The organism is Peredibacter starrii, from assembly GCF_034259205.1.
In the GTDB taxonomy this organism is placed as follows: Bacteria; Bdellovibrionota; Bacteriovoracia; order Bacteriovoracales; family Bacteriovoracaceae; genus Peredibacter; species Peredibacter starrii.
In genome coordinates this window covers 3,562,781-3,585,647 of the sequence record NZ_CP139487.1, presented here as the reverse complement: position 1 = coordinate 3,585,647, position 22,867 = coordinate 3,562,781, and the positions used below count along the sequence as shown (strand labels likewise).

General features: G+C 42.4%; 24 protein-coding genes. 11 read left to right on the top strand and 13 right to left on the bottom strand.

Annotation, left to right across the window (positions count from 1 at the left end):
* Window positions 1-2: 2 nt before the first annotated feature.
* Together queC and SOO65_RS17925 are read right to left on the bottom strand one after the other, a co-directional pair.
* Complete coding sequence (gene queC / locus SOO65_RS17930; RefSeq protein WP_321393616.1) at window positions 3-671, bottom strand: 7-cyano-7-deazaguanine synthase QueC; 669 nt, start codon at window positions 669-671, stop codon at window positions 3-5.
* Window positions 671-2,434: a phospho-sugar mutase gene (locus SOO65_RS17925; RefSeq protein ID WP_321393613.1), complete on the bottom strand. Its 1,764-nt coding sequence runs from the start codon at window positions 2,432-2,434 to the stop codon at window positions 671-673. Before SOO65_RS17925 ends, queC begins: the two co-directional genes overlap by 1 nt.
* A 125-nt stretch (window positions 2,435-2,559) precedes the next feature.
* Between SOO65_RS17925 and SOO65_RS17920 the strand changes: the two genes are divergently transcribed.
* From SOO65_RS17920 to SOO65_RS17910, 3 genes are all read left to right on the top strand, one after another.
* Entirely contained in the window at window positions 2,560-2,808 is a 249-nt protein-coding gene (locus tag SOO65_RS17920) for a ferredoxin (protein ID WP_321393610.1), read from the top strand.
* Window positions 2,809-2,878: 70 nt separating this feature from the next.
* The gene (locus SOO65_RS17915) at window positions 2,879-4,159 is read left to right on the top strand and encodes a putative Na+/H+ antiporter (RefSeq protein ID WP_321393608.1); all 1,281 of its coding nucleotides are present in this window, start codon (window positions 2,879-2,881) and stop codon (window positions 4,157-4,159) included.
* Between the two features lie 49 nt (window positions 4,160-4,208).
* Window positions 4,209-5,336: a DNA alkylation repair protein gene (locus SOO65_RS17910; RefSeq protein ID WP_321393605.1), complete on the top strand. Its 1,128-nt coding sequence runs from the start codon at window positions 4,209-4,211 to the stop codon at window positions 5,334-5,336.
* On the opposite strand, the gene SOO65_RS17905 is transcribed toward SOO65_RS17910, so the two are convergent.
* The gene (locus tag SOO65_RS17905) at window positions 5,325-6,404 is read right to left on the bottom strand and encodes a branched-chain amino acid aminotransferase (RefSeq protein WP_321393602.1); all 1,080 of its coding nucleotides are present in this window, start codon (window positions 6,402-6,404) and stop codon (window positions 5,325-5,327) included. The two genes, SOO65_RS17910 and SOO65_RS17905, sit on opposite strands and share 12 nt — an antisense overlap.
* A gap of 69 nt (window positions 6,405-6,473) precedes the next feature.
* On the opposite strand from SOO65_RS17905, the gene SOO65_RS17900 reads away from it, so the two are divergent.
* Window positions 6,474-7,220 (top strand): MotA/TolQ/ExbB proton channel family protein, encoded by a 747-nt coding sequence (locus SOO65_RS17900; protein ID WP_321393599.1) that lies wholly within the window; start codon window positions 6,474-6,476, stop codon window positions 7,218-7,220.
* Complete coding sequence (locus SOO65_RS17895) at window positions 7,217-8,044, top strand: vWA domain-containing protein (RefSeq protein WP_321393597.1); 828 nt, start codon at window positions 7,217-7,219, stop codon at window positions 8,042-8,044. Before SOO65_RS17900 ends, SOO65_RS17895 begins: the two co-directional genes overlap by 4 nt.
* Here the strand turns inward: SOO65_RS17895 and SOO65_RS17890 are convergent.
* Entirely contained in the window at window positions 8,041-8,652 is a 612-nt protein-coding gene (locus SOO65_RS17890; protein ID WP_321393595.1) for a hypothetical protein, read from the bottom strand. The genes SOO65_RS17895 and SOO65_RS17890 overlap by 4 nt on opposite strands.
* A 110-nt stretch (window positions 8,653-8,762) precedes the next feature.
* On the opposite strand from SOO65_RS17890, the gene SOO65_RS17885 reads away from it, so the two are divergent.
* A complete protein-coding gene (locus SOO65_RS17885; protein ID WP_321393592.1) occupies window positions 8,763-9,122 on the top strand; it encodes a hypothetical protein in 360 nt (119 codons plus the stop codon).
* On the opposite strand, the gene SOO65_RS17880 is transcribed toward SOO65_RS17885, so the two are convergent.
* A complete protein-coding gene (locus SOO65_RS17880) occupies window positions 9,096-9,689 on the bottom strand; it encodes an MEDS domain-containing protein (protein WP_321393590.1) in 594 nt (197 codons plus the stop codon). The two genes, SOO65_RS17885 and SOO65_RS17880, sit on opposite strands and share 27 nt — an antisense overlap.
* Window positions 9,690-9,867: 178 nt before the next feature.
* Here SOO65_RS17880 and SOO65_RS17875 point away from each other — a divergent pair, with 178 nt between their 5' ends.
* Together SOO65_RS17875 and SOO65_RS17870 are read left to right on the top strand one after the other, a co-directional pair.
* A complete protein-coding gene (locus tag SOO65_RS17875; protein WP_321393587.1) occupies window positions 9,868-10,815 on the top strand; it encodes a hypothetical protein in 948 nt (315 codons plus the stop codon).
* Between the two features lie 110 nt (window positions 10,816-10,925).
* Entirely contained in the window at window positions 10,926-11,543 is a 618-nt protein-coding gene (locus SOO65_RS17870) for a hypothetical protein (protein ID WP_321393585.1), read from the top strand.
* Between the two features lie 36 nt (window positions 11,544-11,579).
* Here SOO65_RS17870 and SOO65_RS17865 read toward each other — a convergent pair whose 3' ends face one another.
* The 5 genes from SOO65_RS17865 to SOO65_RS17845 form a co-directional block, all read right to left on the bottom strand.
* Window positions 11,580-13,427 carry an HTTM domain-containing protein gene (locus tag SOO65_RS17865; RefSeq protein ID WP_321393582.1) on the bottom strand — a complete coding sequence of 616 codons (1,848 nt, stop codon included), beginning with the start codon at window positions 13,425-13,427 and terminating at the stop codon, window positions 11,580-11,582.
* A 150-nt stretch (window positions 13,428-13,577) separates the two neighbouring features.
* The gene (locus SOO65_RS17860) at window positions 13,578-14,438 is read right to left on the bottom strand and encodes a LysR family transcriptional regulator (RefSeq protein WP_321393580.1); all 861 of its coding nucleotides are present in this window, start codon (window positions 14,436-14,438) and stop codon (window positions 13,578-13,580) included.
* Between the two features lie 82 nt (window positions 14,439-14,520).
* Window positions 14,521-15,144 carry a hypothetical protein gene (locus SOO65_RS17855; protein ID WP_321393576.1) on the bottom strand — a complete coding sequence of 208 codons (624 nt, stop codon included), beginning with the start codon at window positions 15,142-15,144 and terminating at the stop codon, window positions 14,521-14,523.
* Between the two features lie 80 nt (window positions 15,145-15,224).
* A complete protein-coding gene (locus SOO65_RS17850; RefSeq protein ID WP_321393573.1) occupies window positions 15,225-15,674 on the bottom strand; it encodes a DMT family transporter in 450 nt (149 codons plus the stop codon).
* Entirely contained in the window at window positions 15,667-16,095 is a 429-nt protein-coding gene (locus SOO65_RS17845; protein ID WP_321393571.1) for a DMT family transporter, read from the bottom strand. Before SOO65_RS17845 ends, SOO65_RS17850 begins: the two co-directional genes overlap by 8 nt.
* Before the next feature lie 65 nt (window positions 16,096-16,160).
* Between SOO65_RS17845 and SOO65_RS17840 the strand changes: the two genes are divergently transcribed.
* The gene (locus tag SOO65_RS17840) at window positions 16,161-16,853 is read left to right on the top strand and encodes a YjjG family noncanonical pyrimidine nucleotidase (protein ID WP_321393568.1); all 693 of its coding nucleotides are present in this window, start codon (window positions 16,161-16,163) and stop codon (window positions 16,851-16,853) included.
* A 26-nt stretch (window positions 16,854-16,879) separates the two neighbouring features.
* Entirely contained in the window at window positions 16,880-17,257 is a 378-nt protein-coding gene (locus tag SOO65_RS17835; RefSeq protein WP_407677023.1) for a VOC family protein, read from the top strand.
* On the opposite strand, the gene SOO65_RS17830 is transcribed toward SOO65_RS17835, so the two are convergent.
* Window positions 17,145-20,393: an efflux RND transporter permease subunit gene (locus SOO65_RS17830; RefSeq protein WP_321393562.1), complete on the bottom strand. Its 3,249-nt coding sequence runs from the start codon at window positions 20,391-20,393 to the stop codon at window positions 17,145-17,147. The two genes, SOO65_RS17835 and SOO65_RS17830, sit on opposite strands and share 113 nt — an antisense overlap.
* 47 nt (window positions 20,394-20,440) lie before the next feature.
* Window positions 20,441-21,247: a phosphatase PAP2 family protein gene (locus tag SOO65_RS17825; protein WP_321393559.1), complete on the bottom strand. Its 807-nt coding sequence runs from the start codon at window positions 21,245-21,247 to the stop codon at window positions 20,441-20,443.
* A gap of 59 nt (window positions 21,248-21,306) precedes the next feature.
* Here SOO65_RS17825 and SOO65_RS17820 point away from each other — a divergent pair, with 59 nt between their 5' ends.
* Window positions 21,307-22,116, top strand: a complete 810-nt coding sequence (locus tag SOO65_RS17820) for a M90 family metallopeptidase (protein WP_321393557.1) — start codon at window positions 21,307-21,309, stop codon at window positions 22,114-22,116.
* On the opposite strand, the gene SOO65_RS17815 is transcribed toward SOO65_RS17820, so the two are convergent.
* Window positions 22,113-22,835: a hypothetical protein gene (locus SOO65_RS17815; protein WP_321393554.1), complete on the bottom strand. Its 723-nt coding sequence runs from the start codon at window positions 22,833-22,835 to the stop codon at window positions 22,113-22,115. The two genes, SOO65_RS17820 and SOO65_RS17815, sit on opposite strands and share 4 nt — an antisense overlap.
* Window positions 22,836-22,867 lie beyond the last annotated feature (32 nt).

Below are 22,867 nucleotides of genomic sequence, written 5' to 3'. Positions count from 1 at the left end.
CTCTACTTGTAGTCAATGGGGTCTTTGATGCCAGCTTCACGAAAACCACGTAAACGTAGCGCGCAAGAGTCACATTGACCGCATGCTTTGTCCGAACTCTTGTAGCATGACCAACTTAAGGCGAATGGAACTTTTAATTCCTGACCTTTGAGCACAATGTCACGCTTCTTCATCATGAGCACAGGAGTAACAATCTCAATGTTGCCGGCCTTAGTACCTTCTTTGATCACACGATTGAAGGCCTCATAGTAGCTTGGACGACAATCAGGATATCCCGGAGAGTCTTCATAGTTTGCGCCAATATAAAGCTTAGTGGCACCAACCACTTCGGCCCATGAAACCGCTAGAGAAAGGATGATTGAGTTTCTGAATGGAACATATGAATCAGGAATGACATTAGAGTCACCCTGGTAAGACTTCACATCGATATTCTCATCAGTCAGTGAACTTCCACCGATCTGCTTTAAAAAAGTCATATCAATGATCTTTCGATCAGATTCTTTTACTTTATAAAAGTCGGCGATATCATCGAATGATTTACGTTCGCGAACAGAGGTCTTTTGACCATAGTTCATATGCAGGAATGATACTTCCTGGCTTTCTGCTAATGCTTCCCCGGCACATACCAGAGAATCCATTCCACCACTTAACAGGACAATTGCTTTTTCCATTAGGCCTTTTCGCAAAACTCTTTAATTTTGTCTTCGATGATTTTTACTTTCTTAAGCGCATTCAGTTTCTTCGCCGCTAGATCGCCTTCAGTCTCACGTACCATCGTGTAGAACTTGATTTTAGGTTCAGTTCCTGAGGGACGTAGGAAGAGCTTGTTGCCGCTCGCAAACGAGAAGCTCAGTACGTTACTCTTTGGAAGGGCGATTGCTTTATTACTCTTTAGACGAATATCAGAAGAGATCGATGCTTCGTAATCTTCTTTACCCACAATCTCTTCACCTGCGAATTGAGTCTCAGGATAATGACGGAAGAACTCCATGATGCGACCAATTTTCTTCGCACCTTCAATACCTTCGTAGTCCAGAGACACAAGAGACTCATAGAAGAAACCAAACTTCGCGTAGATTTCATCCAGAGCGTCCACCAGAGACATGTTCTTACGCTTGTAATAAAGCGCCACTTCAGACATCAGGGCCATTGAACTCACGCCATCTTTATCGCGTGATTCATTGTGAGGCATATATCCGAATGATTCTTCTGAAGCGAATACAAAGTTATAGGGAGACTTCTGAACTTCAAGATCACGGATAAGTCCCGCCATCCATTTAAAGCCAGTCAGAGTGTCCATCACTGTTCCACCAAAGTGTTCGACGATGGCGTTCTGAATAGGTGAGGTCACAATTGATTTAATGACCAGGGCCTTTTCAGGAAGCGTTTTCTTTTCTACTTTTGTGAAGAACACATAATACAGCATCAAAGCCGCAATCTGGTTACCGTTAAGGATCGCAGGTTTTCCATGATCATTAACAACAACACCAAGACGGTCACCATCTGGGTCAGTGCCATAAACGATATCACCATTGTTCTTCAGCATATAATCAATCGCCATTGCCAGCGCTTTTGGATCTTCTGGGTTTGGTGATTTTACAGTCGGGAAGTTCCCATCTGGTTTTGCTTGTTCAGGAATAGAGTAGAAGTTTGTGAAGCCCAGACGTTTTGCAGTTACGTTACATGGAACTTCCGCTGAACCGTGAAGAGCAGTGTATACGATTGATAGCTCTCCACCGTGCTTTTTACAAAAATCCATATCCTGGATAACTTTCTTTTCAATCACTTCATAAAAAGCGTTTTCAACCTTCTCATCTGTCCAAACCGCGAGACCTTTCTTTTCGGCCTCTTCAAATGGCATGTACTTAATGTTGTTCCAATCAGTCAGCTCGTTGTACTGATTGATGATTTCTTTATCTACTGGCGGAACTACTTGAGCACCATCATTCCAGAAGGCCTTGAAGCCGTTATAGATAGGAGGGTTGTGGCTGGCAGTGATCATGATCCCCGCTTGCGCCTTATAGTAACGAACACCGTATGAAAGCATTGGAGTAGGAGTTAAAGCGCGGAAGACATAGGCCTTAATGCCATTCGCTGCAAACACGCCGGCCGCTTCCAAAGCAAACTCTTTTGAGCAGTTTCTTGAATCATAGGAAATAACTGCCGAACCACCATTGAAGTGTTTCATGATGTTGTTTGCCAGTGCTTGTGTAGCACGACGAACGTTGTAGCGGTTCATTCGGTTTTGTCCCATGCCCATCGGGGCACGTAGACCACCTGTACCGAACTCAAGGTCACGGTAGAATCTTTCAGTTAGTTCAAGTTCATTCTTTGGAAGGTCGGCCAGAAGCTTTTGGATCTCCTGTCGATCTGCTTCGCTAAAGTAAGTGTTGTTACCCCATAAAGTTGCGTTCTGAATGATTTTTTGATCCACGGATCCTTCCTTAGTTTGATTCTGGTAAAAACTAACTGTCCTCATTGGTAAAGTCAAAAATAACGCATAGCGAATATGGCCTTCTTTCTTGATAGTATTCACTGGGAGAATTAGAATGGGGCCATATGGCTAACGTAAAAAATAAACATCCAAAAAATGTCCCTGGTCCCTTTTACTGTACTGATCCTGATGATGATGGGGGAGAGGGTTGTATCGCGTGTAACGTTTGTTACTCAGGCGCACCTGAATTCTTCGCGGAAGATGACTGTGGGAATGCTTATCTTAAAAAGCAACCAACAACACCCGATGAAATCGCTTTGTGTGTTGAGCAGATGGATGCTTGCCCAGTGAACTCGATTGGCAAAAACGGCTAGTTCCTTTTTTCTACCATAATTTCCAATTCCCCTTAAACTATAAGAAATATGTTTCTTAAAAGGGGAATGCATGAATCCTAGTTTCATCCAGGTGACGGCGACTGTTATTTTCGCTCTCGCCATCTTGCACACCTTTCTGGTGAGTAAGTTCGCGCACATCGCGCACAAGTATCCTGAAGGTTCTTTCGGGGAAAATTTCTTCCACTTCATGGCCGAAGTTGAGGCCGTGTTTGGTATCTGGTCAGCAGTGTTCCTTGGGATCATGGCATTCCATAGTGGCTTTGGTGAACCTATTCATTACCTAGAGTCTTTGAATTTCACTGAGCCAGGTTTTGTATTCGTCATCATGGCAATGGCCGGTACTCGTCCGGTGATTAAACTTGCTGAAAAAATCATTGTTATGATTTCGAAGTTGATTCCACTTCCTCGCAAGATGGCATTTTATTTAACTGCTCTAGTGGTTGGTCCTCTTCTGGGTTCATTCATTACTGAGCCGGCTGCGATGACTGTTACTGCAATCATCCTTCTTAAGAACTTTTACTCAAAAGAAATGAGTACAAAATTTAAGTACGCCACAATCGGTCTACTTTTTGTAAACGTTTCTATTGGTGGTACACTTACTCACTTCGCCGCTCCTCCTGTTTTAATGGTTGCCGGTAAATGGGGTTGGGGCATCAGTCATATGATTCTTGCTTTTGGATATAAAGCGGCGATCTCTTGTATTATCAGTGCTCTTGTAATCTCTTTCATGTTCAAGAATGAACTTCAAGGTGATTTCCAACTTCGTCCGGATAACGCTGAGAAGATGCTTCCACCATGGTGGGTGACACTAACTCACGTTGTGTTCCTTGCTCTGGTAGTTCTAACAGCTCACCACATGGTAGTGTTCATGGGTCTGTTCTTGTTCTTCCTGGGTTTTACAGTTTGTACTCAAGAGTTCCAGGATGAAGTTCAAATCAAATCATCATTGATGGTAGGTTTCTTCCTCGGTGGTCTAATCGTTCTTGGTTCTGAACAGAAGTGGTGGTTACAACCTCTCATTTCTGGAATGTCAGATCAGGTTCTTTACTTTGGTGCCACGGCCCTTACAGGTATCACAGATAATGCTGCTCTTACTTACCTTGGTTCACTAGTTGATCTTACTGACTCAGCTAAGTACTTCCTGGTTGCTGGTGCGGTTACTGGTGGTGGTCTAACAGTTATTGCCAACGCTCCAAACCCGGCCGGTTACGGTATTCTTAAAGACTCTTTCGGAGCTGACGGGATTTCTCCTCTTGGTCTTCTGAAAGGTGCTCTTTTCCCGACTGCGGTGGCGATTCTTTGTTTTGAACTTCTACCTACTCTAGGTTAAGAATATAAGGGGCACTTAGGTGCCCCTTTTTATTTGCCCAGGAAGTTCCATGCCTCAAAAAGACAAATCTCAAGAAAACCCTTCTGCCTTTAAACTCTGGATAAATGATCGAGTGGTCACAAAAATTGCCAAAGCAATTGAGAGCGAATATCCATCATTTAAGACAAATGAGTTTAAAAAACTAAGCAAAAAACTTGATCCATTGGAGCTTAAAGGGCGTGTGCTTTTAATTACGGCCGAATTGAAAAAGCATCTTCCTGATGATTATAAAAAGTCTCTTCCCATTCTGGTTAAGGCGATGGAGAAGGGGGACCTCACTGGCTTTGAACTCTGGCCCTTCTCGGAATACATCTCGCAATTTGGTCTGGATCATTTCGATGATTCATTGAAGGCCATGTATAAACTCACTCAGCGTTTTACGGCAGAATGGGCAGTTCGCCCGTTCTTACTTAAGGATCATAAGAAAGTTTTAAATGCCTTGAGCAAATGGACAGATGATAAGAACGTTCATGTTCGTCGTTGGATTTCAGAAGGCACGAGACCTCTTCTTCCTTGGGGCCAGCGAATTCCTCTGTTTGTAATGGACCCTACACATACAATTCTTTTCCTCGATAAACTTCGACATGACGAGGAACTCTATGTGAGAAAGAGTGTCGCCAATCACTTAAATGACATTGCTAAAAATCATCCTCAAGTGGTGATTGATGTTCTTCGTATGTGGATCAAAGATGTGCCAGCTGAGCATCAGGATAAGATCAATTGGATCAAACGCCACGCTCTCAGAACGCTCATTAAAAAAGGTCATCCGGGAGCGCTTAAGCTCATGGGAGTAGAAGGGAAAGCAGACGTAGAACTTGGGAAGGTGACACTTAACCAGAAGAAGTTCAAACTTCATGACAAGCTCACCTTTGAGTTTACCGTCTCTTCGACCTCAAAGAAAAAGCAGAAGATCGTCGTGGACTACGCCATTGATTTTGTAAAAGCGAATGGAAAGAAAGGGAAGAAGGTCTATAAACTGAAGTCTTTTGAACTTGAACCTAAAGAAGAAATCATTCTAACGAAGAGTCACTCTCTTAGGCCAATTACGACAATGAAGTATTATTCAGGAATCCATCATCTCATGATCCAAGTGAATGGTGAGATGATGGATAAAAAAGATTTTTTCTTAGAAATTTAAATCACGAACCGGGTAAGTCCAGCCTTGAGGAGCATCGAATCTGCCGGCCTGGATTGCAATAAGCTTCTCACGAAGCTGCATGCCGATCTTGCCTTGAGAATCACGAAGCTTGTACACCGTCTGGTCTTTGTCCATGAATGAAGCAATTGGAGCAACCACTGCAGCAGTTCCACATACGAAAGCTTCTGTACAACGACCTTCCTGAACCGCTTTAAGAACTTCATCGATAGAAAGTTTTCTTTCTTCAACTTCGATCTTTTCAGCGCGAGCGATGTCGATGATTGACTTACGAGTGACGCCATCAAGGATCGTATCAGTGAGAGTCGGAGTTACGACTTTGTTGTCGATGACCGCAAAGAAGTTCATGCCTGACATTTCTTCGATGTACTTGTGTTCAACTGAATCAAGCCACATCGTCTGATCACAGCCCAACTGAATTGTTTTAGCGTAAGAGTTTAGGCTCGCAGCATAGTTACCACCTGTTTTGGCGAAACCAATACCACCTGGAGCACAACGAATATCATCACGCTCGATATAAACTTTTACTGCGTCTCCAGCGAAGTATGAACCAGATGGAGAAGCAACGATAATGAAAAGGAACTGTTTAGAAGGCTTAATTCCCAGACCCACCTCTGTCGCGATCATGAAAGGGCGTAGGTAAAGTGATTCACCTAAACGTTTTGGGATAAGGTGCTTACAGTAAGCGCTGATCGTTGAGCAGGCATTCAGATAGTCCTCTTCAGGGATTTCTGGCATGGCCATACGACGAGCAGATAAGTTGAAACGTCGGGCATTCATCTCCGGACGGAACATATGAATGGAATCATCCGGGTGACGGAAGACCTTCATCCCTTCAAAAATTTCCTGACCATAATGCAACACTTTTGAGCAAGGATCTAATTGTAGGGGCCCATAAGGCAATAAATCGAATCTTTGCCACTCACCATGATCGTACAAGGCCTGAATCATGATCGGAGCAACATATTTACCAAAACCGAGCTGAGGATCATTGATAGTGAACTTTTTTACTCGTTCAACTGCATCGGGATGGATTTCCACTTTCTTCATAGGACTCCCTTAGATTTTCTAACTATTTACCGAAACGAAACATAAGTTTAATAACACGGATTTTACCAGATGAAAAATCTAAGAAATCTCACGCTCGCGTCGGGGATAGCACTTTTGATTACAGCTATTTGTATGACCTTATTGGCCATCACAAATAAAGAAAATTCACCTACTTTGTACCGCATTCTGGTCCTATTGGGCGGTGATGTGGTGAATGGAGGCTACATCCAAGGTCTGACTTACCTGGCCTTTGTATGGGCATGGTTTGAGGTGCGTGAAAAACTAACGGTGATTGCCCGGGAGCGTCGCGCTTTTAAATTAAATCTCATTCCCACCAGTGAGAAGCATGTTTTCATGCCTCAAGATGTGAACCAGTTAAAATTCAAACTCATCGAATTTGAGAGAAAAGAAAAATATATCCTGAGTGATCTTTTGAAGAAGGCCTGTACGAAATTTCGTACTTCAGGTTCACTTTCTGAATTAATCGATATCGTGAGCATTCAAATTGAAGTTTCTCAGGAGAAAGCGGAAGGTGATCAATCCGTGATTCGTTATCTTACGTGGGTAATTCCGTCGTTAGGATTTATTGGAACCGTCATTGGTATTTCTCAATCGCTGGTTTATGCCAACTCTGGAGATATGGAAAAGATCACATCTCTTCTAGGGGTGGCCTTTGATACGACGTTAGTGGCATTGGTCCTTTCAGTTTTCCTTATGTGGTTTGTTCACCAGCTTCAAGAAGAAACAGACCGCTTCCATTCTGATCTTAAAGAATTCGTCATTGATAACCTCATTAATAAAATTGAGATTCAATGAGAAAACGCCGCCAGATAGAACTATTCTCGCTCTCATTTTTGGACCTTATTTCAGGTGCCTTGGGTGCGGTCATCATTCTGTATGTGGCGATTCCAAAAAATCAACCTAAGGTCGAGCCAAAAGACGATATTGAGAAGGTGATGGTAAAGCAGGAGCTGGCCTCATCTAAAGCGAAGATCGATGAACTCACCAAAGAGATTGAGGCCCTCAAGGCCGCTCAGGTCAAGACCGCCCAGCCACTTAAAATCGAAGAACCGGTGGTGGGTGGTGCTAATGTAGATATTGGTTTCAAGTTCAAAGGTAAGAACATTGTCTTCATTATTGATACTTCCTACAGTATGACGGAAGAAGATCGTATGGGGCAGGTGAAGGCCGGTTTAAAGATGTTTCTGACCTCACTTCCCTCTGAATATAAGGTGGATATCGTGCAATACCCATTAGGTGAGCGGGCCCCTTTTAGAAGTATGTGGGGAAATATCAAAGAGACGACTGGTTTTAATAAAACCGACGCCTTTGATTTCATCTATTCTTTGCGTCCTAGTGGAGGAACTCCCACTAGAGATGCATTACTATTCGTGATTAAAAACTACGATAACTTGTCAGACATCGTCTTGTTATCCGATGGTCAACCGACTTATCACAATTCCAATAGGAAAGACGATATCTACGACATTTTGAATGTCGTGCGGGCCGAAAATAAAACCAAGATTCAGATCAACACGATTGGTGTTGGCACGAATTTCATAAAAGACAAGACCAGCGATCAGTATAAATTCCTGAGCCTCTTGTCTGAACAAAACGGTGGATTCTTCGTTGGATTCTAAAGTGGAGGAGGAAGTAGCTTATACTTTTCTACCACACTCTTAATTGCAAAATCCTTATACAGAACCTGAGAGTAGACCCACGGGTGAAGTTTTTCTTTCTTCATGACGTAAGTCAGAATGTTGCTGGCCTCTTTTGAGCCCAGATAATGGGCGAGAGCTTTATATTCGATATAGCAGATAATCAAATGCAGATAAGTGACATAAGGTCGTTCATTTTTAGCATGAGGAACTTTTGGATAAATCTTTACGAGATCCTTGATTGCGAGATCAACTTCTTTTGCCTTGATCTCAGTCCACCAATGAATTTCCTCATGGAGGAATTGGGCCAGGATGCGGTTTGGATGTTCCGCATGACGTGTATTGATTGTTAGAACCGGATGAGAGCGTGAAACCGCTTTCGTCTCAATATTCACCGTTTTTGTGAAGAGAAGGGGCTGAAGATCATAGACCTGGGTCAGATGAAGGAGATTCTGTTTTGTAATATGGGTCCATTTATCCGGATTGATTTCATGAACCGTTACTCCAGAAGGATGCTCCGTCGAGTCATTCTGTGAGGCACAACCAGTCAAAAATAGCACTGACACAAATAATAAAAACATCCATTTCATGAAAAGCATTATATCAGGGTTTTTAACTTAAGCTTAATTGAATTTTTATGCCGATGCTCGACTAGCTTATTTTTCTAGGAAAAGATCGTTTCACTTTTCAGGAGGTCGACATGAAAATCCTATTCGCCTGCTGTTTTTTGTTAAGTTCGGGTCTTGTTCTGGCAACTCCTAACCTTATTAAATGCCAGGGTGGAGAAAGTAGCGGTGTCAGTGAGCGCTGGTGTAAAAATGATCAGTGGTTAGTTTCCTTAGAAAATGCTGAACCCTTCATCGCTAAAATAAAAAAGACATATACTCATTCCAGAGATCAACACTACGAGATCATTCCTAAGGATAGTGTGTCTTATGAACAACGACGATTAATAGGAAAGTATTTGGTTAAATTTGATCAAACCGTTGGGCCCTTGCTTGAGAAAAGATTTCCTAAGGGCTTTCTCTATGATCTACCGGACCTTGAAGATTCCATCTGAAACAACCACATGGGAGTGGCATGAGCATACCTCATGAAAGGAGAGATCCGTCTCATAAAGGACATTGGAAGAGTAGCCACAGAACAGAGAGATGGGTTCATTTTCAATAAACTCATGCCAAAATTTTTCAACCTCTAAGGCCCCAGCGTGATTACCTTCAAGCGATAAAACATTCACCATTTCCCCATAGGTTCTGATGGAGCTGTATTTTTGCTTCATACTCATTAGGAGCTGATTCACTAAAGCGTGGAGTTTATTTTTATCGGGGCGATCTTTATGCATGAAGAGAGACAACACATCGTGCACGTCCAGAATGACTAATTGTCCTCGAGATATCACTCTATTCACGTCTACCGAACGGTGACTTAGTCCTTCGGTTAAGGCCTTTTGGTGGGCCTTCGTAGCGACCACAATAATTCCTTCTCCACGATTTATTCCAGGAATTACATAGTTGCATAAAACCTGTATCAAGGAGTCGGTCTTCTCGAAAAAATGGACCAGGTGGTCGCCGTGTTCTGGATGGTGGTGTTTATTCAGGGAAGCAGGTTTTAAAACTGAGCTTTTCATATTGATTTCCGTCTCTTGGAACGTTGGATCATACCATATGAAATCTTCAAATTCTGTTACAACGAAGAGTGTAATGGAAAATCAAGCTTGGCCTAAGGAAGGCGATTTAAGTGGGGGAAGATTCTACCGGGGAGTGAGGGGAAGAGTGCTCGTGATAAACTGATCATGTTGAGGCACTATGAAAAATACAATCCATTTTATTCTAATCATCACATCACTCTTTAGCGGAATCGCCTTTGGCCAGAGCGAGATCACTGACCAATTCTGCGATAACACCTTCACCAACAAAAAACTCATCTCCAATTGGAGAGTGGTTAAGAAAGAAAAGAGAAAAGAGTTTTGCGCCGAAGTGGAATGTACTGGTCCAGAAGGCGAGATGAAACGAGAGCGTTGTTTCTATCAGCGTCCTGAACATCCCAATTTGATTCTTATGAATCAAGAAGATCAGATTAGGACTGATAAACTAGCAAGCTATAAGGGCCGCTTGTTTGAGCATGTTCTTAAGGTGGGTGACACCTGTTTTGAAGAGTGTCGTCCGGTTGAAAGAACATTAATGGGCATTAAACGCAAAGATATCTATGGAATGGAAAGAGAATCGTGTATGACATGTTTCTCAAAACGCAAAGATATTACCTTTGATGATTCTTATGAGTACCCGGAAATCGGCAGACGACTTTATTACGGTGAAAAGTGCCACTATATATGCAAGGACAAACCAGGTGAATTTAGTTTCACGCCGAGAGTTCTGACCGAGGAATGCAAGCAATGTGTTGGAACCAGGTTTGAATATCTTTCTACAAAGAGAGGGGCTTGCTTAGAAGTTGATTCTGACAGAGCAATGCGTCCGGTACCTCAACATTTTTGTTCACAGAAAGGCATAGATTTATTCGTGACCAAGTATACTCAAGGTTCTCCTTATAACTGGAAGTCCATGTTGTTTAAAGTTAAGCCGGACTGCTTTGAGGTTGACGACCAGACCAATGGCGCAATCTTTAAAATCACAGTTGATCAAAAATACTGTGAGCCTAAGAATGAGGTTTTAGACACTGATCGTGTTGAAGGTAAGGACGTTCGGCCTTCTACAGATAAATCGAAAAATTCAAATTCCAAGGCCTCTAAACAGTAGCTTGAATTGATGCTGTTCTCACTCTAATCTTCGTAATTTCTTATGATGATTTGACCTGATGGGCAAGGGTATTCCTTTGTTCGAGTTTTTTAACTAACAAAGGATGGTCAATGAACATTTTCAAGCTCCCTGTGGGTCTAATGCTGGCCCTGTCTTTTTTCTCGACTGCAGTCATTCCTCAAGGCGTACAAGCAAGTGTACTCGAAGATTACAAGATGCAATTTACGTCGCATGAACAACAAGTGGCCGAAGCATTTGACCGCTTTCATTTTGCCATGGCGGTTGAGTGGGATCAACGCGATGTCGCTTTCAAAGAAGAGGCCCAGAAGAAACTTGAGAAGACGCTTTTGGATCTAATGAAGGCCGGTGTTACCGCACAAGAAATTCAAAGAGCAATGGAGAAGAGCATTCTTCAAGGTAAGGCCCAGGCCGATTATAAACGTCTGGTGGAAGCTCTAAAAACTCAAGACGTGACTGAAGAACAGGCAACACAACTTGCCATGGAATTCATGGATAAGAACTACCACGAAGGTACCAGCTTTGCGGGTGAAGGTCCTCATCACGGGAAATGGAAAGTGATTGCGGCAATCATCATCGTTGTGGTGATTATTTGCTGTGTAAAAGGTCTAAGCCGTGACCATGATGACGACAAAGAAGAAGTTGATCATCATGACTGTGATTATGGTTATGGTCGTAGTGGAAATTACTGTTATCCAATTAGAGATTAAAAAAATGGGCACCTTCGGGTGCCCTTTTTTTTTGTTTTAAAAACATTCGTGACGCCACAGTCTTATCTTGTTGATCTCTGCGGGTGGTTCATCCGGACCGTTGGTAAACTGCTGCATAAAATAGAGGTCAAAGGTCTTTAGTTGTTCATTATCAAAGTGCTCATTGTTCCAAGAACGGCACAAATATTTTCCGAGCCATTGCAGATGAAATTCGTCACGAGTGGCCTGAATATTGTCGAGAAGCTTCTTCCAGTTATCAGTGGCATAAGTTTCATGCCAGTTTTCCGGAGTCTCAAATGTGACTTCTTTGTTATTCAAAGCGTCCCATTTTTTTCCGCTTAAAAGATTTCCGTCCATGACAAACCAACCATCACTACGTTGAGGGTGCGGGGCAAACATCGCCCAGCCTTGGTTAAGTTGGAAGGTAAACATGATTTCGTCGAAAGGAGATCCGATATACCAGGACTTCGGCTGAACCAGACCTTCGACGTTCCAAAGAGTAACAAGTGCTAGAATAAAAGTTCCGAAGACCTTTTCGACATACGTAATTTTATACCTGATCTTATCTATGCCAATGTGTCTCAAAAAAGACTCTAGATTTCGGTTTTTCTCACGTGGTGCCGGGATTTCATCCGGACTCTTAGCGGCGGAAGCAAGAGAGAGTTCTCCTTTTTCCCTCGCTTCAACGAGCTGTGCCCCGAAACTTTCTTCCGGTGCGACAGGAGTTTCATCGAGTTTTGCCAGAGGAAGTTTTCCAATGGCACGAATGAAAGGAAGACTTGAGGCCTTTAAGGCGCTTTCCAGGGCCTTAAAGCCCGTTTGATATTCGCCACCAGCTTCAACCACAAATGGTTCATTCGCTTTGATGAGACGCTCAGCTTTACGATCCGCAGTTGCAGGAACGATGGTTAATCTTTTAAGAAAGAATAGTTCTTTAAAGACCAAAGCAAGTTTTCGGGCAAAAGTATTTTCAGAGTCCAAGTAAAGAATCTTAATCGATTCACTCGAAGCTTTAAGTTTTGCTTCAATGTAATCCCACCACGCAGTTGGCATTATTGCTAGCCAAATAATGAGGCAGATTGGCACGAAGTTACCTAAGTGGAGAGTCGATCCAATACCAATATGGAATGAGAGGAACGCAAAGACAGCGCCTCCACGGAATAGGTCTCTTTTATACGGAATGAAGAGGAGGAGTGGTCCCAGTCCCTCAAGACCCCATGATGCAATCGAGAGGGCCTTCATTGTAAGAGGGAAATGACTTAACCATTTACCAAAGTCGGTAGTCATGAAATCCAGATTGAGAATGAAATACACAGCATTGAATTCTGTGTGATAAACCGGCGCCCACTTATAAAAGAAAGTCATGATGTAGAGTAGTGTCACTTGAACAATCCACGCCGAGGTAAAGATGCTGAAGTATTCTTTGCCTTCATGTTTTGTTTCAGTCACAGCACGATCGACAGAATAATAGGCATTCATAGGAAGGAAGAAAGACCAGAAAAGAAAAATTCTGATCAACATGTCTCCGCCTGTGGTGGCGGCCTCGGGAAAACGGGCCTGAAAAGAAATAATAACGATCCAGACAAAGAAGTTGGCGATTCTCGTTCTCCACCCGATGGTGAACATCACCGAAGCAATAAGTCCCACTATCGCAAGCATGAGTGCGAAGGAGTATGAGCCATTGAGGTTCAGTAAACTCATCCGGTAGTTGTATTCCAAATTTTCAATCAACACAGAACGAGGAAGAATTCCTCCATCTGAAAAGAACGCCCCGATCTCAGGAATTCTTCTTAGAAGATCGAAGAATGTGAGTATCCCGAGTGTCACACGAACCAGGGCAAGGGAACGTAAATCCAACTTCATAATATGCTTAAGTGAGTTCATAGACTTGACCTACCTTTCTGGGCAAGACAGGTAGCACTTGTCACGAATGAATGTTGATTAAAAATATTCTTAAGTTCAGGAGTTATATGGTGAGTCTTGGGCCGTCATTTAGAGGTAACTTAAAAAAAATGACCTGGATCACCAAAATTCTTAGATCAAGTCTGAATCACTGAGCCAATTCATGAGAGGTGCGATGTGCTCTTTGACCGATTTGTTTTCTTTTAACCACCAAATCCCTAAAAAATCATTTTTAAGACTAATTTGAAGAGAGGAAGACAAATCAACTAATTGTCCTTTTTGAAGTTCATCTGCTACGGCCGCTCTTGGAAGAAGAGTCCAGCCAAGACCATTGATGGCACTTGAACGAAGTCCCGCAACAGTATCAAAGACAAGTAGAGTCTTAATTTTATGGCGATCGATTTTTAGCATCTCTTCTGGAACCAATGATTTGTGACGAAGAAATGGGAGATCAAGAAGTTGATCGAGTCTTTCATCTGCTTTCTTAGCAAGTTTAGGAGTACATACGATGCTCCAACGTTCGTCACAAACTTTTTTGAATCCGATTTGAGGATCATTAGGTCGTCCGCAGGCAAAGGCCAGATCAAGTGTTCCTCGGAGAAGCGAGGCCTCAAGTCCTTCGGAAGGACATAGGATTTCCAAATGGTTTTTCTGGGCCATTTCTTTGAAAGGTGAGCTCGCAAGATAAGGGGCAATCACTCGTTCAATGAAGAACATGGTTCCACCAAGGCGAAGTGTCGTGGGCGATTCCAAAACGGCCTTTTGACTAAGCTGCATTTCCTTGGCCCAAAGGGCCATCTTCTTGCCTTTCTCTGTTAAAGTCCAAGAGCCATTCATTTTCTCGATGAGAGCAGTTTCACGGGAAATCTTTTGAACTCTTTTCAAAATAACAGAAGGATCTTTTTTGAGAATATGCCCGGCACTTTTGATGGAGCCGGCCTCATGGATAGCGTAAAGGATGAGACAGTCTTGTGGGTCAATTTGATATTGCATGGGAATGAAATATCACTCCCATGCAATCGTTGTAAATTAAAAGTCAGTTTTTGCTGGATGGATATGCAACTTTTGCATATAGCTAAGACTCTGAAACTATTAGCTTCGTGATTTGACCGGTGCGGTTATCTTTCCAGGTCTGCTCGTAAATTTTAATTGTAATCGTACATTCGATATTAGGACGGCAAAATTCAGTTCTTGTCTGAGTTGAGATAAGTGACTGTTGGATTTTCTCCCAACCCATAACTCCAGCTCTCTGTGAGATGAAATAGTCATATGGAACTCCGTCCTGGGTAGTCGCAAGACGAATGTCCAGAGTAAGGGCAGGGACAAATGTGCTATGAGAATCAAGGCGAAGATTAGCAATGGTTGTTCTGTAGAATGCATAGAAAGTCACTTTTGCGTTTTTTAGTTTTTCGAATGGGTTTGAACCTTGAGGAAGTTCCAGAAAGTAGCGATCTCCGCTTTGCTTAAAAGGAACATTATCCAGACCCAATTGAGTACATTTAGTTTTAAAGTTAGAAAGGTAGGCATAACCAGAAGCAAAGGTAACTTCTGGCGCTTGGTTGATACAATCTTCCCAAATCTGAGTCAGTTCAGGATCTTTAACCGGGTATGTGCTGAAAGCTTTTTTTAATTTGAAAGTATCTGCAATAGAGTGAGAAGTAGCAAGTAGCAGGGAAAGTAGTAGGATTGTCTTCATCATTTTTCTCCGTTTTTGTTTTCACAAATATTTACAAAAATGGAGTTGATGAAAAGTGATTGTTTTGCCGGTCAGATATGCATTTAAGACTTGCTGTTCTTCATTTTTCTGTATTCTCCAATGATTACACCACAGAGAATGAGCGTTAAACCAATGCCCGCCATGACGATGGAGCGAACCTTATCATTAAAGAAATCAATGATTGTACTCAAAAGAATTTGTCCGCTGATGATAAGGATAGTTGTTCTCATCACACCGGCCTTTGGAATGAGCCAGCTTACAAGTGCCACGAAGAGCGCACCTACTAGACCGCCAATGTAAGCGTAGCTTGGTGCGCTTATTAGTTGATTAAAATCAAAAGCACTTCCAGTCGCTACAAGAACAATAAAAATGAAGATCGCACCACCGATATGATTGATCACGGAGGCGGCGGGAGCTCCAAGAGTTGCTCCTAATTTTCCCAGAAAGGCGCGATTCATTCCAAGAGCTGCACCACCAAGAAGTGCGATAATAATAGGAAGTAGGTTATCCATAAATCATCACTCCTACGCCAAGAAGAATGAGAAATGCCTGAAGGAAATCTAATCCTGTTAGTTTCCTTTTTGGGGCACCAAATAATCCAAAGGAATCATTGATCCAGCTATACAGGACTTGTCCTAAGACAGATAAACCAATTGTTCCTGATACTCCAATACTTGTATTAACTGAGTATCCAAATAGAGCGACGGCAATCCCTCCGAAGGCCCCGGCGGCATACGCCCATTTAGGAGTTTCCCTGAAATTGAATTTTGGTGTTCTCCAAATGAATACCAAAACAATGGCCATACAAAGACCAACTAAGTGGATCATCAAACTTGCTGGTAATGGCCGGATAAATTTCGCCAATTGGCCATTGAAGAAGACCATCAATGCCAGAAGACAACCAGATAGAAGGGCAAGAGAGGAAATGATCATAGATTGAATTTTAGTCAGGATTAGAGGCTTTGTCTAACGGGGTCAATACTGATATAAATAGGCCCATGAAATACAATCTTTTCCTCTTTGATCTTGATGATACTTTGTTAGATTTTAAGGCCTCCGAAAGGCTTTCCTTCTTTCTCGCTTTAAAGAGTTTAGGCATTCAATCTGACCTCGAGAACCTGTTCTCACAATATCAAGTTGTTAACACCGGTCTTTGGAAACTCTTTGAAGAGGCAAAGGTCACGAAAGAACATTTGAAAGTTGAACGCTTTCGTAAAATCTTTGAGGCCAATGGACTTGGAGTTGATCCAAACAAGGCAAGTGAAAGATATCTAGAGACGCTGCCTGAAACTGTGGTTCTCATGGATCATGCCGTTGAAATCTGTGAATGGCTCAAAGGTCATGGTGAAATTGGAATCATCACTAACGGAATTCAGACCGTGCAGCATCAAAGAATTAAGAATTCCCTAATCGCACCCTACATCAGTTTCATCAGCGTATCGGATGAGTGTGGCTTCGCTAAGCCAGACGTTCGATTTTTTGAATATACGGCCAAGAAAGTAACAAACTTCAATAAGCTATCTTCAATTATTGTTGGAGATAGAGAAGAGGCCGACATTCAAGGCGCCCGTAACTTTGGAATTGATAGTTGCTGGTTCAATCCACATCAAAAAATTTCATCAGTTACGGTCACTCCTACTTATGAAATTAAACATCTTTCTGAACTCAAACATAAACTCACTAACAGATAGAGGTTGTTGTGGAAAATCCAAGTATCATGTCTCACATTTCAATCGGTACAAATAACTTTGAGAAGGCGATTGCCTTCTATGACAAAGTTCTTGCTACAATCGGAGCCAAACGCGTTCACGATTTAAGCCAATACGGTGCCATTGCTTATGGAAAACAATTTCCAGAGTTCTGGGTTCAAAAACCACATGATGGAAAAGAGGCCAAAGTTGGAAATGGAACTCATTTCGCTTTCTTCGCTTCTTCAAAAGAACAAGTTCATGCTTTTTATAAAGCGGCAGTTGAATTGGGTGCTACTGATGACGGTGCCCCAGGTCCTCGCCCTCATTATGGCGAACAGTATTATGGCTGCTTCCTGAGAGATCTGGATGGTCATAAGATTGAGGCGATGGCCTGGCTTGAATAACTTCTTTTTCTAATTCTTCTAGGGCCTCTTTCAATTCCTCGGCATGTTTTTTGTTTTCGAGTTTTGCAAAGAGGCTATAGGCACAGGGTACGACGAATAGAGTAAGAAACGTCGACAATAAAATTCCCCCAATTACTGAAACAGACATAGGGCGCATGACCTCTGCGCCAGCACCAACTGCAAATGCTGAAGGAATTGCACCTGCAATTGTGGCAATTGAAGTCATGAGAATAGGACGTAGTCTCATGGGACATGCCTCAAGGAGGGCCTCTTTGACATCCATTCCTTCGGTACGTTTATGATTGGTAAATTCCACCAGGAGAATAGAGTTCTTCTTCACAATACCCATGAGGAGTAAAACCCCAATCAAACTATAAATGTTAAGTGAAATATCAGTTACGAACATGGCGATCAGAGCACCGGTGATACTAAAGGGTAGTGCTAAAAGAATTACCACCGGATGAATGAGGCTATTGAACTGAGCTCCAAGTACCATGTAGGCAACGGCGATTCCTAAAACGAGAGCAAAAAGAAGGCTATTAAATGATTCTCCGAAGGCCTTCGAGTTCCCCGAAACTTCCAAGTGATAACCTTTCGGTAACATTTTTTTACCGAGGTCCTCAATATACTCAATGACTTCTGATTGAGATTTTCCTTCTTTAAAGTTACCAAAAATACTAATACCACGCTCGCGATTGTATCTTGTGATCGTGAGAAGGGTCGTATCAGGTTTCACTTTGATAAGATCTATGAGAGGCACGACTTCACCGGTCACGTTACGAACAAAAATTTTGTTTAAATCTTTGGGCCCGATATTGTGCTCTGGATGAAGCTTCACTTGAATATCATCACGGTGACCTGAGGCATCGGTATATTTGTTTGGAAGGAGTTTTTGTCCACCAACGGTTGAAGTAATGGTATTCGCAATAGTTGAAACGGAAACTCCTCTGGATATTGCCTTTTCTCGATCGGGATAAATCTCAGTCACAGGCATATTAGGATTGTAATCACTATCTACGTCCGACATAAGACCTGATTCTTTAAGCTTCTTTCTCATATCAAGAGACAGCTTTGCGAGTTTTTCCCAGTCTGGGCCCTGGAGAACGAACTCAATGGGATAACCTCGTTGAGCACTAAATCCCGTTAAAGATAGATCCAACAGCGAGACCCTTTCTACGCCGGGAATTTTTTGAATTTCATTTCTCATGAATTCCATAAACTGCTGCTGAGTCGGACGCTTCTTAAAGGGCGAGGCAGTCGGCCGGTCACTCGGGTCTTTCATTGTCACGAAAGTGATCCCTTGGTTAACCAAACCACCACCAAATCCCCCCACTGCCACGTAATACTTTTCAATTTCTGGTCGTGATTTATAAAACTTCTCGGTTTGTTTAAACACATCATCGGTGAAGTTTAAAGATGATCCCATCTTGGTATAAAGAGTCACGAGAAAACGACTTTGATCTTGTGGAGGGAGAAACTCTTTTCGAAGAAATTTTGCAATAAAGAGAGATCCCAGAAAAATAGCCAAGGTCGTTGCGAGAATGATCATTCGATAATTGAGGCATACAGCGAGGGCCTTTTTGTATTTTATCACTAACCAGTCCATGCCTCGGCTTACTGCCTTTGTAAGGCGGTTACCTTCGCCTTTTTGGAGGAACTGAGATGTTCTCATTGGCGCAAGTGTTAAGGCCTCCAGAAGGGAAATCATCACGGCCACTGAAAGCGTCACACCAAATTGAAAAAAGAATTTACCAACGATACCTTCCATGAAGACAACCGGAACAAAGATCGCAAGGATCGCCACGGAGGCAGCAGTGGCGGCACCGGTAATCTCTTTTGCTCCAACTAACGAAGCATAAACCCGGTTTTTTCCTTCCTCAAAGTGACGAGAAATATTTTCGAGCACCATGATGGCGTCATCCACCACAATTCCAATAGAAAGTGAAAGACCCATAAGAGTGAAGCTGTTTAAGGTAAATCCCATAGCGTTTAAAACAATGAATGAACCTACCAAAGACACAGGAATGGCGAGAATCACATTGAAGGCAGAACTAAAAGTTCCTAGAAATAAATAACAAACAATCGAAGTAAGAATGACCGCAAGAGTAAGAGTGGTCAATAACTCATGAACGGAGTCTTTGATGAAGACAGTGGTGTCTGTCACAATATCGAGTTTCAGACCATTGGGAAGAATATCTCGTAATTCTTTGATCTTTTCTTTGATGGCGTCACCAATCGCCACAGCATTGGTTCCGTGCTGCTTAATAATTCCAAGACCCACCGTCGGTTCAATACCGTTGAAACGTGAGATTCTTCTGACTTCGTCGGTGGCCTCTTCGCAATAACCGATATCGCTGATTTTAGTGCGTAGGAAGTTAGGATTTCCGCCACGGGTTGGAATGAAGAGTTCGCCACATTCCTTGGCATTTCGAAATTCCGGATAGACACGCACATATGTTTCCTGGCTGCCGTTGTCTTGATAACCCGTAGGAGTAAGTTGGTGTTCACTATTGATGGCATCAATGACGTCTTGAGCTGTGATCTGGCGATCGGCCATCTTATTGGGATCAAGCCACACCCTCATCTGCGGCTCAAGATAACCACCAAGGTTTACATCTCCCACACCTTCAATCGTTGTGATGTTGTCTTTTAAGTGATCTCGCACAAAGACTGAAAGCGATCTTAGCTTTCCTCCCCGAGGATCATAGAGAGCGGTCCACATGATGGGCTGATCATTAGGATTGGTTTTAGTAATAATAGGTGGATCAATGGTTTGAGGTAAATTTTTCTGCGCTTGAGATAGTTTAGTCTGAACAAGCAGAAGAGCCGCATCAATGTCTTGTTCAAGTTGGAATTGAATAATGATCTGAGTTCGGCCTTGCTGCGAGTTTGAAGTCACTAGCTGAATACCATCAATGCTCATGACCGCATCTTCGATGATATCCGCCACGGCCGTTTCCATAATATCAGGAGAGGCGCCTTGCCAGGTCACCGTGATTGTTACTACTGGAAAATCCACATCTGGCAGTTGGCTGATTCCCATACGCGAATAGGAAATACCTCCAAATATAAGAAGGGCCGCCATGAGCATCCAGGCAAAGACCGGTTTTTTAATGGATAAATCAGAAACCGACATGACGCCAGTTATGTCATCTTATACGATTGTTTAAAAGGCGGGTTGTTTCAAAAACCGTAGGTGTATTGAAAGGAAGTTTGATTCTTAGTTGGGATGATGGCAAAAGTTTCTGGATGTTCAGGATCGTAATTTATAAGTGAGTCATAAAAGACTCCACTGAGAAATGCACCGAGAGAATAGCCCACTAAAACATCACTTGGATAATGCGCCTTGTTTTCAACCCGCGCGTACATAACTCCCGCTGCGGCCATCGTGTTTACGGTCTTTAAACCGAAGCGGAGATTATTATCCATCGGAATGGCATCAAGATGCTTTGAGGTCATCATACTCGAAGTTCCCGCCTTCGTCGCGTGACCTGATGGAAAGCTGCGATAGTCTTCTTTATTTGGTCTTTGACGTTTAAAAGATACTGCCAATTGATCATGTGCATAGTCTGGTACTCGGGTGGCAATGCCAAGAACAACGTAGCCTTTCGTTTTATTCCACGCCCAATCTTTGAATTTACCTCCTTCTTCCAATGAAGGAGTTAAAAGAGGTAACGTGAACATTTCAATAATAAGATAGCTGTTTAAGTTATCACTCCAAGCATCCGAGTCATCATGGCTATCAAAGAAAATATTTTCGTTATAGGCCCAATCGGAAATCTTTTTATCGTAATCTCCCCAGTAGGTGATTCCTGCTCCTATCAAAGGAACCCAGACGTGAGCGGAGGCGGCATTCTTTTTGATGGCATCTGTGACGCGTGAACCTTTAATGGGCCAGAGAGCATTTTTACCCCAACTACCTTTTCGAGTGAAGAGTGAGCAGCTAGTTAATAAAGTTAATGCGAATAACCAAATGATGATTTTGTTCACGGATAGTTTGTATTAAAATCACTTTAGTTATTCCAACCAATATTTCTTAAGATAGGCCCATGGATCTATTTATTAAATTTCTACTTCTCTTTGGTACGCCACTCATAGTTTATCTTATCGTTAAATACGTCAGGAAAAATTTTGTCCAACAGCAACTTAAGAAGTTGGCGAAAGAACCTTTCCCTGATCAATATGAGAAAATGCTTCAGAAATTTGCTCCCTATAAATTCCTCAATGATGAAGAGAAGAAGCGTTTCAAAACTAAGATTTTATACTTTCTGCAAAACAAGATCTTCAATGCTGTCGGTGATCTTGTCATAACCGATGAGATGAAACTTCTGGTCGCCGCCGAAGCATGTCTGATGATTACGAATATTGATGGCGATGTTTATCCTGGTCTTAAGAATATTTATCTTATGGAAGATGTTTTTATTCCGAAGGACAATCCCGTAAATGCGGCCACAGGCTTACCAACTCATACTGCTCGCTTAGGAGAGGCATGGAAGAGAGGACCTATCATTCTTTCCTGGAACTCAATTGCTCAAGGTTCCAGTGTCATCTTTCACGAGTTCTCTCACCAATTAGATCAGCAAGATGGAAGTTTTGATGGAACTCCCACATTAGGTCGAAACGGGAATTATGATAAATGGGCACAGGTCATGGGGAAGGAATTCATTAACCTTCGAAAGCGAGTGATGGCCCATAAGGGTTCTGACATTGATTCGTATGGGGCAACTAATGAGGCAGAATTCTTTGCTGTGGTGACTGAGTATTTTTTCACAAGACCCCGGATTCTTCAGAAGAATCATCCGGGGATCTATGAATTATATAAGGATTACTTTCAACTCGATCCAAGTAGCTGGTCCTAGTAATGCTTAAAATGCTTAAGTACGATCTTATGCAGCTTCTTGTGGTCATCATATGAGATCTTAAACTTTTTAGGGTAGTGGCCTGATTGTGGGAAGCTTTTTGGTAAGCGTAAACTTTGAGAAGCATTTACCTTTGAAGCAAGGTATTCCCAAGTAACCATCGGTTCCAGGAAGATAGGTTCAGAGTCGTAATACCCATAGATATAGGTCTTCGTAAATTTTTCTCCATTAAATTCACCAGAGAGCAAATCTACCCAATGCCATCCCATTTTGGGTACTCCGGCCGGAGTCGGTGCATAGTTGCTTACAAGATACTTCTCAGGAATTTCCTTAGTGCAAACCGCCGCATCAGTACCCGTGCAGCTAATTTGATCTCGCTGCGCTTTGGTTATGAAATAGAAGTGCATATCAAAATGTGGCAGAGTGTAGACGTTTTCTGGCTCGTGTCCATGAGGATTCCAATCTAGGGTGACCAACTTGTAAGGTGGAATGGAGATTTTAGAAGGAAGTGGAAGTTCATAAGACTTATCATGATGGCCCAGACCTTCTAATGCTCTATGGGAAATAATAATTCCCATTTCCTTAAGCCCTCCATCTTTATCTAGTGAGGCAAATGTTCTGGCGTAACCTTCCCCGACATGAACCTTTTTGCCCCAGAACTCCTGAGACGCAAAAGCTGAATGAGAGACAACTAAGATAAGAAAAAATTTTAACCACATAGATTTCCTCCTAATTGAATTTAAAACGGAGG

Excerpts from the sequence above, each read along its gene's own strand:
- queC (WP_321393616.1), bottom strand. The coding sequence starts at position 671 with ATGGAAAAAGCAATTGTCCTGTTAAGTGGTGGAATGGATTCTCTGGTA.
- SOO65_RS17920 (WP_321393610.1), top strand. The coding sequence starts at position 2,560 with ATGGCTAACGTAAAAAATAAACATCCAAAAAATGTCCCTGGTCCCTTT.
- SOO65_RS17915 (WP_321393608.1), top strand. The coding sequence starts at position 2,879 with ATGAATCCTAGTTTCATCCAGGTGACGGCGACTGTTATTTTCGCTCTC.
- SOO65_RS17910 (WP_321393605.1), top strand. The coding sequence starts at position 4,209 with ATGCCTCAAAAAGACAAATCTCAAGAAAACCCTTCTGCCTTTAAACTC.
- SOO65_RS17905 (WP_321393602.1), bottom strand. The coding sequence starts at position 6,404 with ATGAAGAAAGTGGAAATCCATCCCGATGCAGTTGAACGAGTAAAAAAG.
- SOO65_RS17900 (WP_321393599.1), top strand. The coding sequence starts at position 6,474 with ATGAAAAATCTAAGAAATCTCACGCTCGCGTCGGGGATAGCACTTTTG.
- SOO65_RS17895 (WP_321393597.1), top strand. The coding sequence starts at position 7,217 with ATGAGAAAACGCCGCCAGATAGAACTATTCTCGCTCTCATTTTTGGAC.
- SOO65_RS17890 (WP_321393595.1), bottom strand. The coding sequence starts at position 8,652 with ATGAAATGGATGTTTTTATTATTTGTGTCAGTGCTATTTTTGACTGGT.
- SOO65_RS17885 (WP_321393592.1), top strand. The coding sequence starts at position 8,763 with ATGAAAATCCTATTCGCCTGCTGTTTTTTGTTAAGTTCGGGTCTTGTT.
- SOO65_RS17880 (WP_321393590.1), bottom strand. The coding sequence starts at position 9,689 with ATGAAAAGCTCAGTTTTAAAACCTGCTTCCCTGAATAAACACCACCAT.
- SOO65_RS17875 (WP_321393587.1), top strand. The coding sequence starts at position 9,868 with ATGAAAAATACAATCCATTTTATTCTAATCATCACATCACTCTTTAGC.
- SOO65_RS17870 (WP_321393585.1), top strand. The coding sequence starts at position 10,926 with ATGAACATTTTCAAGCTCCCTGTGGGTCTAATGCTGGCCCTGTCTTTT.
- SOO65_RS17865 (WP_321393582.1), bottom strand. The coding sequence starts at position 13,427 with ATGAACTCACTTAAGCATATTATGAAGTTGGATTTACGTTCCCTTGCC.
- SOO65_RS17860 (WP_321393580.1), bottom strand. The coding sequence starts at position 14,438 with ATGCAATATCAAATTGACCCACAAGACTGTCTCATCCTTTACGCTATC.
- SOO65_RS17855 (WP_321393576.1), bottom strand. The coding sequence starts at position 15,144 with ATGATGAAGACAATCCTACTACTTTCCCTGCTACTTGCTACTTCTCAC.
- SOO65_RS17850 (WP_321393573.1), bottom strand. The coding sequence starts at position 15,674 with ATGGATAACCTACTTCCTATTATTATCGCACTTCTTGGTGGTGCAGCT.
- SOO65_RS17845 (WP_321393571.1), bottom strand. The coding sequence starts at position 16,095 with ATGATCATTTCCTCTCTTGCCCTTCTATCTGGTTGTCTTCTGGCATTG.
- SOO65_RS17840 (WP_321393568.1), top strand. The coding sequence starts at position 16,161 with ATGAAATACAATCTTTTCCTCTTTGATCTTGATGATACTTTGTTAGAT.
- SOO65_RS17835 (WP_407677023.1), top strand. The coding sequence starts at position 16,880 with ATGTCTCACATTTCAATCGGTACAAATAACTTTGAGAAGGCGATTGCC.
- SOO65_RS17830 (WP_321393562.1), bottom strand. The coding sequence starts at position 20,393 with ATGTCGGTTTCTGATTTATCCATTAAAAAACCGGTCTTTGCCTGGATG.
- SOO65_RS17820 (WP_321393557.1), top strand. The coding sequence starts at position 21,307 with ATGGATCTATTTATTAAATTTCTACTTCTCTTTGGTACGCCACTCATA.
- SOO65_RS17815 (WP_321393554.1), bottom strand. The coding sequence starts at position 22,835 with ATGTGGTTAAAATTTTTTCTTATCTTAGTTGTCTCTCATTCAGCTTTT.